Here is a 12,679-nt window from a genome sequence, read left to right on the forward strand (position 1 = left end):
ATTGGGTACCCGATATTATTCATGTTCATGGTTGGATGGCGTCTTTGTTGCCTGTATATTTAAAGCATTATTATAAAGATGAAGGTATTTTTGAAGACACAAAAATTATCACGTCTATTTATGCTACAGATTTTGAAGGAATGCTTGATGCAGAATTAATTACTAAGTTAGCATATGATAATTTACCTGAGGCTGCTATTTCTAAGTACAAAGAACCTGTTTTTACTAATTTAATGAAGGCAACAATTGATCATTCAGATGCTATAATAATAGCTTCAGAAGGCGTGTCTGCAGATTTAACAAAATATATAGAAACTTCAAAAAAACCTTTTTTACCTTTCACCCCGAAAGAATCGTTTAAAGAAACATATTTAGAGTTTTTAAAAAATAAAGTACAATAAAAATGAGAAAACAGCTAACCATATTATTTTTAGTTTTTTCAATGGTATTTATTTCTTGTGATCAAGATTTTAATACTATTGGATCAGATTTAGTGGGTGACGAACATTTTGATTTCAGTACACATGAAGCACAATTGAAAGCGTATTCTGTCAAAACAGAAGAAGTGCAAACCAATAATTTGCCAATAAATCCCTTAGGGATTTATAATAACCCATACTTTGGAGTTACGAAAGCAAATTTTGTTTCTCAAGTTTCGTTAGCAGCAGCTCAGCCTAAATTTGGAACGAATGTGCAAGTAGAAAACGCGATTTTGTATGTGCCTTATTTTAGTACAGTGGAATCTACGAATACCGATGGTTCTAAAGTATATGCTTTGAATTCAGTTTATGGTACAAACAAAGAAAGTAAAATGAAATTGAGTGTGTACGAAAACGGATATTATTTACATTCATATAACCCATTAGATAATTCTCAAACAGCCCAACGCTATTTTTCTGACGGCTCTGCAAATGGTACTTCAATTAATTTTGAGAATCTAAAAAGAGGAAATGATGGTAATGGAAACTCTGTACAAAACGGAACACGCTTAAATGATAGTCCAAATACAGCAGAAAACGATCAGTTCTTTTTTAATAAAGCAGAAATTATTGTTTATAAAACAAAATTCAATACCACAACAGGTATTTTGGAATATGTAGATGCAAATGATGTAGTATTAGCCAATCAAAATGATGCTTCATTACGAGTAGTTAAGGAACGTTTAGCGCCGGGTATATATCTAACTTTAAATAAAGCTTTTTTTAAGAAAAGAATATTAGAAGCTGGAAGCGCAAACCTAATTAACAACAATGAATTTAAACAATATTTTAAAGGATTGTATTTTAAAATGGAACAACTTCCAGGAGAAGAAGGTGCTATGGCCATGATTAATTTTTCAAACGCAAAGGTAAATATAAATTATAGCTCTGTAGAAGATGGTGCTGCCACAGGAACTGCAGCAACTTCTAAAACAGCTGTGCTAAATTTAGGTGTAAATTCTGGTGCAAATTCAGTTTCTTTACAAGATTATTCTTATTCTGGAGTATACAATACTGGATTGTCTGCTTCAAATCAAGTAACAGGGCAGAATTCTAATTTATTTTTGAAAGGTGGAAAAGGTTCTGTAGTGTACATAGATGTTTTTGGCGATACAGATGTTAAGCAATTAGTGAATGGAGTTTTCGTTGCTGGTGCAAATCAAGTGCCAGATGAGTTAGAAGAATTACGATTAAAAGGCTGGTTAATTAATGAAGCGTATTTAGAGTGCTATATAGATAAAACAGCAATGGCAGGCGCCAATCAATTAGAAGCGGAAAGGTTGTATTTATTTGATGCTACGAATCAAAAGCCTTTAGTAGATTATACTTTTGATGCTACCACAAGTTCAAATACAAAATACAATAAATTAATTTTTGGCGGAATTATTGAACGTGACGATACTGCTAACAAAAAAGGAATTAAATATAAAATTAGAATCACACAACATATTAATAATCTAATTAATAGTACGGATACTAATTTAAATAAAAACGTAAGATTAGGTCTTACCGTTACTGAAAATATTGCGTATTCTAATAATTATTATTATAAATCGCCACGTAGTTTGAATAATACTATAATGGGAACAAATGATGCTGTTGAATATTTTCCTGTAGCTTCAATTATGGAGCAACAAGGTGTTGTGCTTCACGGTACAAATCCTAGCCCTGCAGACGCATCTAAAAAATTGAAATTAGTTATACATTATACAAAACCAAATTAAACCCTTATATATATGTGTGGAATCGTAGGTTATATTGGTCATAGAGAAGCTTATCCAATAATTATTAAAGGATTAAAAAGATTAGAATATCGAGGTTACGATAGTGCTGGTTTAGTTTTATATGACGGAAAAAATTTAAAACTTTGTAAAACTAAAGGGAAAGTTTCCGATTTAGAAGAAAAAGTTGCAAAAGAAATAACTACTGACGGACATATAGGTTTTGGGCATACACGTTGGGCGACTCACGGAGTACCAAATGATGTAAATTCACACCCTCATTTTTCAAATTCCGGGAAATTAGCCATTGTGCACAACGGAATCATTGAAAATTATGAACCGTTAAAAAAAGAATTAATTAAAAGAGGCTATGTTTTTCATTCTGATACGGATACCGAAGTTTTAATTAATTTAATTGAAGACGTTCAGAAAACAGACAATTTAAAATTAGGAAAAGCTGTGCAAGTAGCTTTAAATCAAGTTGTCGGTGCTTATGCAATTGTAGTATTTGATGTAAACAAGCCAGACGAAATTGTTTGTGCGCGTTTAGGTTCTCCATTAGCAATTGGTATTGGTGAAGACGAATATTTTGTGGCTTCAGATGCTTCGCCTTTTATTGAATTTACCTCAAATGCTATTTATTTAGAAGATGAAGAAATGGCTATTATTCGTTTGAAAAAACCAATGAAAGTTCGTAAAATTAAAGACGATTCTTTAGTAGACCCTTATGTTCAAGAATTACAAATGAACTTAGAGCAAATTGAAAAAGGAGGTTACGAACATTTCATGTTAAAAGAAATATACGAACAACCAAATGTAATTAAAGATACTTACAGAGGAAGATTATTAGCAAACAAAGGCATTATTCAAATGTCGGGTGTGGAAGATAATTTAGAAAAATTTACCAATGCCAAACGTATTTTAATTATTGCATGTGGCACGTCATGGCACGCCGGTTTGGTTGCCGAATATATAATTGAAGAATTTGCAAGAATACCAGTTGAGGTGGAATATGCTTCAGAATTTAGATATAGAAATCCGATTATCAATAAAGACGATGTGGTAATTGCTATTTCTCAATCAGGAGAAACAGCCGATACTTTAGCGGCTATAAAATTAGCCAAAGAAAACGGGGCTTTTGTTTTTGGAGTTTGTAACGTTGTAGGTTCTTCTATTTCAAGAGAAACTCACGCAGGAGCTTATACACACGCGGGTCCAGAAATTGGAGTAGCTTCTACCAAAGCATTTACTACTCAAATTACAATTCTAACCCTTTTAGCGTTACGTTTAGCTAAAGCAAAAGGAACTATGAATCATTCGGATTACCAACGTTATTTGTTAGAATTAGAAATGATTCCTGAAAAAGTAAAAGAAGCGTTGCAAACAAATGATGTGGCTTTTGAAATTGCTAAAATTTATAAAGATGTACCAAATGCTTTATATTTAGGAAGAGGATTTAACTTTCCTGTAGCATTAGAAGGCGCTTTAAAATTAAAAGAAATATCTTACATTCACGCTGAAGGCTATCCAGCTGCGGAAATGAAACACGGACCAATTGCTTTAATTGACGAACAAATGCCAGTGATAGTTATTGCTCCAAATAAAGGGCATTACGACAAAGTGGTAAGTAATATCCAAGAAATCAAATCAAGAAGCGGAAAAATTATTGCGGTTGTAACGAAAGGCGATACGCAAGTAAAAGCTTTAGCAGATCACGTAATTGAAATTCCAGAAACTTCGGAAGCTTTAACACCGTTACTAACTACAATACCTTTGCAATTATTATCCTATCACATTGCAGTATTAAGAGGTTGTAATGTGGATCAGCCAAGAAATTTAGCAAAATCAGTTACAGTAGAATAAATAAAAAAGCGAAATAATCACTATTTCGCTTTTTTATTAAAGTTTTTTAGTTTTAACTCAAGGAACATAATAATAAAATTCTATTACCATACAATTAAAATAACTACTGATTTCTTTTAAATTAGTAATGATTAAAACCCTGTTTCGCTAATAATATGATTTTTTAGAATAAAAAACTTGTTTATTGTTTGTAAGTGATTAAAAATCAATATATATTTGAAAATTATAAATCAACCAACCATGAAAAAACAACTACTTTTAAGTTTTTTTGCATTATTTTTCGGAACACTATTAACATATGCACAAACATCACCAGTTTGTGGAGGAACGTTTACTGATCCTGAAGGTGCAACTACAAATTATACAGATAATAGTGATTATACAGTAACTATTTATCCAAATAATCCTGGAGATTTTGTTACAGTAAGTTTTACTTCTTTCGAAACAGAAGCCAATTACGACGGTCTTTATATTTATAATGGAAACTCTATCAATGCGCCACAAATTTCAAGTGCAAATCCAGCAGGAAATATTCCTGGAGGATTACCAGGTGCTTTCTGGGGAACTAATAGTCCTGGATACATAACTTCTTCAAGTTCTGATGGTTCATTAACTTTCAGATTTAGAAGCGATAGCACTTATAATCTACCAGGTTGGATTGCTAATGTAGCTTGTGGTCCTGTGACGACTTGTTTACCGCCAACATCGATAATTACATCTACAGTAACTTCAAATACAGTTACATTAGCATGGACTGAAAATAGTTCTGCAACTCAATGGGAAGTAATTGTTCAACCATCATCTATGGCTTCGCCAACTTCAACTTCGACAGGTGTTTTGACAACTACAAATCCTTTCACATCTTCAGGATTATTACCTGCAACATCTTATAAAGCATATGTAAGAACAATTTGCTCAGCTACAGGTACTACTAATTGGACTTCATCCTCAATTTTTACCACACCAACATGTTCAGTTCCAACTCTAGTTACTATAAATAGTACTAGTCCAACAAGTGTAGCAGTGTCTTGGGCCGCAAATAACGCAGCAACTCAATGGGAAGTAATTGTTCAACCATGGTCTATGACTGCGCCAACAGCAACTTCAACAGGTGTTTTGACAACTACCAATCCCTATATAGCTTCAGGGTTAATATCTGGAACAACTTATAAAGCGTTCGTAAGAACAATTTGCTCAGCTACAAGTTCTAGTAATTGGTCTTTATACTCAATTTTTACAACATCCACATGTTCAGTTCCCACTTCAATTTCTACAAATGGCATTAGCGCAACAAGCGCAATACTAACATGGGCTGTTGGTTCAGCAACCCAATGGGAAGCACTCGTTTTATTGGCTAATGAAGCGGCACCAACAAGTACATCTGTAGGAATACTAGTAAATCAAAATACTTATACAGCATCTGGTTTAATAACTGGAATTGATTACAAATTTTATATAAGAAGAATTTGCGGTGTTAGTGCTAAAAGTAACTGGACAACAGGTTATGCTTTTACTCCCCATATATCTTTACCTCCTTTAGTTACTAATACAACAACGTATACAAACCAGCAATTAGTAACGAATGTTTTAGTAAATAATCCATGTATCACTATTTCAAATGTAACTTCTAGTACAGGTATTAATTTTGGTTCAACTAATGGTATTGGATATTTTACAAATACCAACCCAACTTTCCCGTTATCATCTGGAATTGTACTTTCTACTGGTAATGTAAATAATGTACCTGGTCCAAATACATCCATTTTAAGCGAAGGTGCTAATGGTTGGTCAGGTGATTTACAGCTTGAAAATATAATTTTAGCGGCTACAGGAGCAGCTATGAATTCAAAAAATGCAACAAAACTTGAATTTGATTTTACAAGTTTGAATGAGTTTATGAGTTTTAATTTCTTATTTGCTTCCGATGAATATGGTACTTATCAATGTGCTTATGCAGATGCCTTTGCTTTTTTACTAACTGATTTAGTGTCAGGGGTTACCACAAATTTAGCAGTTGTACCCGGAACAACAGCACCAGTTTCAGTAGTTACTATAAGAGATGCATTATATAATAATAGTTGTATTTCCGTAAATCCTGGTTTTTTTGACACTTATTTTTCTGGAGCTACTAATTATGCTTCAGCAACAAATTTTAATGGGCAAACTGCTGAAATGACCGCTTCATCAGCTATTATTCCTAATCACCCTTATCATATTAAATTAGTTGTGGCTGATAGAAGTGATACTGCTTTTGATTCTGCTGTATTTATTAAAGCAGGAAGTTTTACAACTGGTCCGCCAGAATGTTCAGACAAAATAAATCTTATTGCATATGTTGATGTAAATAATAATGGAATTAAAGATAGCGGTGAAGTTAATTTTACCTATGGATCATTTGTTTCACAACAAAATAATGCTGGACCAATAAGTAATATATCTTCTCCTTTTGGAACGTATACCGTTTATGATTCAAATCCAATTAATACGTATGATTTTAGTTATACATTAAGTTCAGAATATGCACCATATTATTCTGCTGGTACAACTAATTATAATGATGTAAGCATAACATTAGGAAGTGGAACACAAACATTATATTTCCCAATAACTCTTGTGTCTGGTTATAATGATGTAGCTGTTTCAATAGTTTCAATTTCTCCACCAAGACCGGGATTTAACTACACCAATAAAATTGTTTATAGAAATTTAGGTATAGCAACAACAAGTGGACAAGTTTCATTTACTAAAGACGCTAACGCAACAATAACTTCTGTATCACAACCTGGAATTGTGAGTAACGCAACTGGATTTACTTATGATTTTGCAAATCTAAATCCATATGAAACTCGATTTATAAATGTTACAATGAGTGTTCCAGCAATACCTATTGTGAATATAAATAATGTTTTGACAAATAATGCTACAGTTTCCGCTCCATCTGGAGATATTAATTTATCCAATAATGCTTTTTCAAATTCTCAAATTGTTGTTGCTTCTTATGATCCAAATGATAAAATGGAGTCGCATGGTGATAAAATTCAATACAATCAGTTTACCGCTAACGATTATTTATATTATACTATTCGTTTCCAAAATGAAGGAACTGCAAATGCTTTGAGTGTCAAAATTGAAGATATATTAGATACGAAATTAGATGAAACGAGTATACAAATGATTAGCGCAAGTCATGGTTACGTAATGGAAAGAATTAACAACCAAATCATTTGGAAGTTTGATTACATTAATTTACCTCCAGCACTTTCAAATGAGGAATTGAGTAAAGGTTATGTGTGCTTTAAAATAAAACTAAAACCAGGTTTTGCAATTGGAGATATTATACCAAACACTGCAAACATTTATTTTGATACAAATCCTGCCATTGTAACAAATACGTTTAACACTCAGTTTGTTTCTGCTTTAGGAAACTTAGCATTTGAAACAAGTAATTTTTTATTGGTTCCAAATCCTGCTTCAAATTTTGTTCAAGTTTATTTGCAAAATAATTCTGAAAGTATTAAATCAATTGTAATTTATGATATTTTAGGAAAAAAAGTTAAAGAAATAAATGAAGTAAACTCTAGAGAATTACAAATAAATACGTCTGATTTATCGAAAGGATTGTATATGGTTGAAATTACTTCCGATACTTTAATAAAACAAATTAAAAAATTAGTAATTAATTAAATTCAAACCCGATTCAAAAAACGAATCGGGTTTTTTTAAAATTTATTTTGAGTAGAATCAATTTCAATTAAAATCTTGATTAAAAATATAAAATCAAAAATGTGAATAACACAAAAAAGCGAAATAATCACTATTTCGCTTTTTTTTTGAAAAAAAGTCAAAAAATATATTGCATAATTGCATCTAAAAAAACTATCTTTGCACTCTGAAAAAAGTATGTTTTTTTCAATAATAAATAGCTATTAAATAAATACATAAGCAATGTCTAAAGTTACAGGAAAAGTTGCACAAATTATTGGACCAGTTGTAGACGTAGTGTTTGACACTACTAACGGAGAACTTCCAAAAATTTATGATTCGTTAGAAATTACTAAAAAAGACGGTACTAAATTGGTTTTAGAGGTACAATCTCATATTGGAGAAAATACGGTACGTACTATTTCAATGGACTCTTCTGATGGTTTATCAAGAGGTACTGAAGTGGTTGGAACAGGAAATCCAATCAAAATGCCAATTGGACCAGACGTTTATGGTCGTTTATTCAACGTTATTGGTGATGCTATCGATGGTTTAGGTGAGTTACCTAAAGACGGAGATAACGGAATGTCTATTCACCGTGCGGCACCAAGATTTGAAGATTTAGCTACTTCTTCTGAAGTTTTATTTACAGGTATTAAAGTAATCGACTTAATTGAGCCTTATGCAAAAGGAGGTAAAATTGGTTTATTTGGTGGTGCTGGAGTTGGTAAAACGGTATTAATTCAGGAGTTAATTAATAATATTGCAAAAGGTCACGGTGGACTTTCAGTATTCGCAGGAGTAGGAGAAAGAACACGTGAAGGAAATGACTTACTTCGTGAGATGTTAGAGTCAGGAATTATAAAATATGGTGATGAATTTATGCACTCTATGGAAAATGGAGGATGGGATTTATCTAAAGTAGATATGCCAGGAATGAGAGAGTCAAAAGCTACTTTCGTTTTCGGACAAATGAATGAGCCACCTGGTGCTCGTGCTCGTGTAGCATTATCAGGATTATCTATTGCGGAATATTTCCGTGATGGAGCTGGAACTGGACAAGGTAAAGACGTACTTTTCTTCGTAGATAACATTTTCCGTTTTACACAAGCGGGTTCTGAAGTATCTGCACTTTTAGGACGTATGCCTTCTGCAGTAGGTTACCAACCAACTTTAGCAACAGAGATGGGAGTTATGCAAGAGCGTATTACTTCAACAAAAACAGGTTCTATTACATCGGTACAAGCGGTTTACGTTCCTGCGGATGACTTAACTGACCCGGCGCCAGCAACAACATTTGCTCACTTAGATGCTACAACAGTATTGTCTCGTAAAATTGCTGAGTTAGGTATTTATCCAGCGGTAGATCCATTGGATTCTACTTCTCGTATTTTATCTCCTGAAGTTTTAGGTGATGAGCACTATGATTGTGCACAAAGAGTAAAAGAAATTTTACAACGTTACAAACAATTACAAGATATTATTGCGATTTTAGGTATGGAAGAATTATCTGAAGAAGATAAATTAGTCGTATCTCGTGCTCGTAAAGTACAACGTTTCTTATCTCAACCTTTCCACGTAGCAGAACAGTTTACAGGGATTCCAGGTGTTTTAGTAGATATTAAAGATACAATCAAAGGATTTAATATGATTATGGACGGTGAATTAGACCGTATACCAGAATCAGCATTTAACCTTAAAGGAAGTATCCAAGAAGCTATTGAAGCTGGAGAAAAAATGTTAGCGGAAGCTTAATTAATTAGACAATTATCAATTAATAGTTGACAATTAATTATCCATTGTCAATTATTAATTATCAATTATAAAAGTATGATTTTAGAAATAGTATCACCAGAAGCCACTTTATTTTCAGGAGAAGTAACATCTGTTTCTGTTCCAGGAATTAATGGCGAGTTTCAAATGTTAAACAATCACGCGGCGGTAGTTTCCATTTTACAAAAAGGAAATGTAAAAATCAGTGCAGCAAGTTTTAATATTGATAAAAACAACGAAGCAAAATTTACAAAAGTAAATGAGCAAACGTATTGGTTAGCCATTCAATCTGGTACTATAGAGATGAATAACAATAAAGTAATTGTTTTAGCAGACTAAATCCGTTATTTATTAAAATAACAATCCCGATAAGTGTTTTCTTATCGGGATTTTTTTTATTTTTACATATATGAAAATTCCAAAAGCACTTCAGCAAAAACTACTTTTTCGTAAAGACTCAAATGCTTTACGCAATTTGCCTATTGCTACAAATGGAATCGATTTTTCATCTAACGATTATTTAGGTTTTGCTAAAAACGAACAAATTTTTGATAATACACATCAATATTTAGTTGATAATAATATAAAAATTAACGGCGCAACAGGTTCTAGATTAATTTCAGGAAATCATAATTTGTATGACATTACAGAAAAATATATTGCAGCTTTTCATCAATCTGAAGCGGCTTTAATTTTTAATTCTGGTTACGATGCTAATGTTGGTTTTTTTAGCGCTGTGCCGCAAAGAAATGACGTTATTTTATATGACGAATTATGTCACGCTTCCATTCGTGATGGTATACAAATGAGTCACGCCAAATCGTATAAATTTCAACATAACGATTACGAAGATTTAGAAACGAAAATTGCCAAACTCCAAATTCCAAATTCCGAACAACAGACAATTTACATCGTTACAGAATCCGTTTTTTCAATGGATGGCGATACGCCAAATATGGAAACTTTAGTACAACTCTCAGAAAAATTTAAGGCACTTTTAGTGGTTGATGAGGCACACGCATTAGGAGTTTTTGGAGAGAAAGGCGCAGGCGTAGTACAATCGCAACAACTTCAAAATAAAGTATTTGCCAGAATTATGACGTTTGGAAAAGGTTTGGGCTGTCACGGTGCTGCTATTTTAGGAAATGCTGACTTAACTGAATATTTAGTTAATTTTGCCAGAAGTTTTATATATACAACCGGACTTTCGCCTCATTCGGTAGCTACAATTTTAATTTCGTATCAAAATTTGCTTCAGTCGGTTGAACTTCTCAAATTAATAGAGAACATTACTTTTTTCAATCAGCAAAAACAACTTTTAGGTATAAAACCCTTATTTGTTTATAGTAAATCGGCCATTCATTCGGCCATAATTCCTGGAAATAATAAAGTAAAGAAAATAGCTTCGCAATTACAAGAAAAAGGCTTTGAAGTGAAAGCTATTTTGTCGCCAACCGTTCCAGAAGGTCAAGAAAGACTTCGATTTTGTTTACATTCATATACTACAGAATTAGAAATGAAAAATGTATTAGACGAATTAAGTGCATTAATACTTTTATAAATATGAAACAATCATTAATTGAAGTTGCCAATTATCAATATTCCTCTGAAGCGTATTTGTTTAAAGCCAAGTTAGAATCGGAAGATATCGAAGTATTTTTACAAAATGAAAATACAATTAACACCGAACCTGCATGGAGTAATGCTTTAGGCGGCGTTAAATTATTTGTAAATTCAGAAGACGTACTAAAAGCAAGACATATTTTAGACTCCATTCCAGAATATTCTGTTGATGATAAAGGCGAATTATTATTATGCCCGAGTTGTGGTTCTCAAAAAATCACTATGGTTACTTCTATTAAAGATTTTAAATCTTTTTTTGCTTTCATTTATGCCTTACTTACTTTATCAATGCCCTTATTTTCGAATCAAAAATATAAGTGCGAAAGCTGTAATTTTGAATTTTAATTTTTAGATACACAGATTTGACGGATTAAACGGATTTTTATGAATAAATTACTACATAAAAGTATAACAGAAAAAGTTTTAAAAGCTTATTATAATGTGTATAATTCATTAGGATATGGTTTTTTAGAACGTGTATATCAAAATGCAATGTATTTTGAATTGCTTGAACTCGGATTAAATGTAGAAGCTCAAAAACAAATTAAAGTTTTTTATAAGAATAGATTAGTTGGTGAATATTTTGCAGATTTAATAGTTGAAGAAAAAGTAATAGTTGAATTAAAATCAGCTCAATTATTAATGTCGGCTCATTCAAGTCAGCTTTATAATTATTTAAAATCTACAGAAATAGAAGTAGGTTTGCTTTTAAATTTTGGTGAAGAAGTAGAATTTGAAAGAATTATTTTAACTAACGATAAAAAACAAAATTTGAAATCCGTTTAATCTGTCAAATCTGTGTATCTAATTTTAAATATACAACACAACTCAAAAATATGAAACTATTTATAACTGGAATCGGAACCGATGTAGGCAAAACAATTGCTTCATCAATTATTGTAGAAGCTTTAGATGCCGATTATTGGAAACCTATACAAGCGGGCGATTTAGATAATTCCGACACAAATAAAGTAGAGAAATATGTATCAAATACAACCACAACTTTTCATAAAAACGCATATGCACTGCAAACACCTGCAAGTCCGCATTATGCTGCTGAAATAGATGGAATTACAATAGATTTAAAACAAATTAAGCAGCCAAAAACTAAAAATCATTTGGTAGTTGAAGGTGCCGGTGGAGTTTTAGTACCTTTAAATAATAAGGATTGTGTTATTGACATCATTCAACCAGATTATAAAGTAATTGTGGTTTCTCGTCATTATTTAGGAAGCATCAACCATACCTTAATGACAATTGAAATTTTGAAATCTAGAAATTTGAATGTGGCTGGAATTATTTTTTCAGGTGATGAAAATAAAGCTACAGAAAGCATTATTTTAGAAAAAACAAAGGTTCCTATGATAGGAAGAATTGACAACGAACCGTATTTCGACCAAAATGTAATTAAATATTACGCTGATTTGTTTCGAGAAAATCTTCAAAAAATAGAATAGAATATAGAAATAGCCTTTATCTTTGCACTATAATTTTAGAATTTACGAGCATCTTTTTTCT

The 12,679-nt window shown here is 32.0% G+C and carries 10 protein-coding genes; all 10 read left to right on the plus strand.

What is annotated here, in order from left to right; all coding sequences use genetic code 11:
* A partial coding sequence (locus KA468_RS02685; protein WP_291241406.1) for a glycogen/starch synthase occupies positions 1 to 401 on the plus strand: 401 nt, incomplete at its 5' end.
* 2 nt (positions 402 to 403) lie between these two features.
* Complete coding sequence (locus KA468_RS02690; protein ID WP_291241407.1) at positions 404 to 2,203, plus strand: DUF4270 domain-containing protein; 1,800 nt, start codon at positions 404 to 406, stop codon at positions 2,201 to 2,203.
* Between the two features lie 12 nt (positions 2,204 to 2,215).
* Positions 2,216 to 4,063: a glutamine--fructose-6-phosphate transaminase (isomerizing) gene (gene glmS / locus KA468_RS02695; RefSeq protein ID WP_291241408.1), complete on the plus strand. Its 1,848-nt coding sequence runs from the start codon at positions 2,216 to 2,218 to the stop codon at positions 4,061 to 4,063.
* Between the two features lie 240 nt (positions 4,064 to 4,303).
* On the plus strand, positions 4,304 to 7,747 hold the full coding sequence (locus KA468_RS02700) for a choice-of-anchor L domain-containing protein (RefSeq protein WP_291241409.1): 3,444 nt from the start codon (positions 4,304 to 4,306) through the stop codon (positions 7,745 to 7,747).
* Positions 7,748 to 8,008: 261 nt separating this feature from the next.
* The gene (gene atpD / locus KA468_RS02705) at positions 8,009 to 9,520 is read left to right on the plus strand and encodes a F0F1 ATP synthase subunit beta (protein WP_291241410.1); all 1,512 of its coding nucleotides are present in this window, start codon (positions 8,009 to 8,011) and stop codon (positions 9,518 to 9,520) included.
* A gap of 75 nt (positions 9,521 to 9,595) precedes the next feature.
* Positions 9,596 to 9,877: a F0F1 ATP synthase subunit epsilon gene (locus KA468_RS02710; RefSeq protein WP_291241411.1), complete on the plus strand. Its 282-nt coding sequence runs from the start codon at positions 9,596 to 9,598 to the stop codon at positions 9,875 to 9,877.
* Positions 9,878 to 9,947: 70 nt separating this feature from the next.
* A complete protein-coding gene (locus KA468_RS02715; RefSeq protein WP_291241412.1) occupies positions 9,948 to 11,099 on the plus strand; it encodes a pyridoxal phosphate-dependent aminotransferase family protein in 1,152 nt (383 codons plus the stop codon).
* A gap of 2 nt (positions 11,100 to 11,101) precedes the next feature.
* Positions 11,102 to 11,506, plus strand: coding sequence for a DUF2007 domain-containing protein (locus KA468_RS02720; protein ID WP_291241413.1), 405 nt, complete (start codon positions 11,102 to 11,104; stop codon positions 11,504 to 11,506).
* Between the two features lie 39 nt (positions 11,507 to 11,545).
* Entirely contained in the window at positions 11,546 to 11,947 is a 402-nt protein-coding gene (locus KA468_RS02725) for a GxxExxY protein (RefSeq protein WP_291241414.1), read from the plus strand.
* 50 nt (positions 11,948 to 11,997) lie between these two features.
* Positions 11,998 to 12,618, plus strand: coding sequence for a dethiobiotin synthase (bioD, locus tag KA468_RS02730; protein WP_291241415.1), 621 nt, complete (start codon positions 11,998 to 12,000; stop codon positions 12,616 to 12,618).
* Positions 12,619 to 12,679 lie beyond the last annotated feature (61 nt).

Source organism: Flavobacterium sp., assembly GCF_017985075.1.
In the GTDB taxonomy this organism is placed as follows: Bacteria; Bacteroidota; Bacteroidia; order Flavobacteriales; family Flavobacteriaceae; genus Flavobacterium.

Bases quoted from the DNA above. Each gene is read 5' to 3' on its own strand.
- KA468_RS02715 (WP_291241412.1), top strand. From the start codon at position 9,948: ATGAAAATTCCAAAAGCACTTCAGCAAAAACTACTTTTTCGTAAAGAC.
- KA468_RS02700 (WP_291241409.1), top strand. From the start codon at position 4,304: ATGAAAAAACAACTACTTTTAAGTTTTTTTGCATTATTTTTCGGAACA.
- atpD (WP_291241410.1), top strand. From the start codon at position 8,009: ATGTCTAAAGTTACAGGAAAAGTTGCACAAATTATTGGACCAGTTGTA.
- KA468_RS02690 (WP_291241407.1), top strand. From the start codon at position 404: ATGAGAAAACAGCTAACCATATTATTTTTAGTTTTTTCAATGGTATTT.
- KA468_RS02720 (WP_291241413.1), top strand. From the start codon at position 11,102: ATGAAACAATCATTAATTGAAGTTGCCAATTATCAATATTCCTCTGAA.
- glmS (WP_291241408.1), top strand. From the start codon at position 2,216: ATGTGTGGAATCGTAGGTTATATTGGTCATAGAGAAGCTTATCCAATA.
- bioD (WP_291241415.1), top strand. From the start codon at position 11,998: ATGAAACTATTTATAACTGGAATCGGAACCGATGTAGGCAAAACAATT.
- KA468_RS02725 (WP_291241414.1), top strand. From the start codon at position 11,546: ATGAATAAATTACTACATAAAAGTATAACAGAAAAAGTTTTAAAAGCT.
- KA468_RS02710 (WP_291241411.1), top strand. From the start codon at position 9,596: ATGATTTTAGAAATAGTATCACCAGAAGCCACTTTATTTTCAGGAGAA.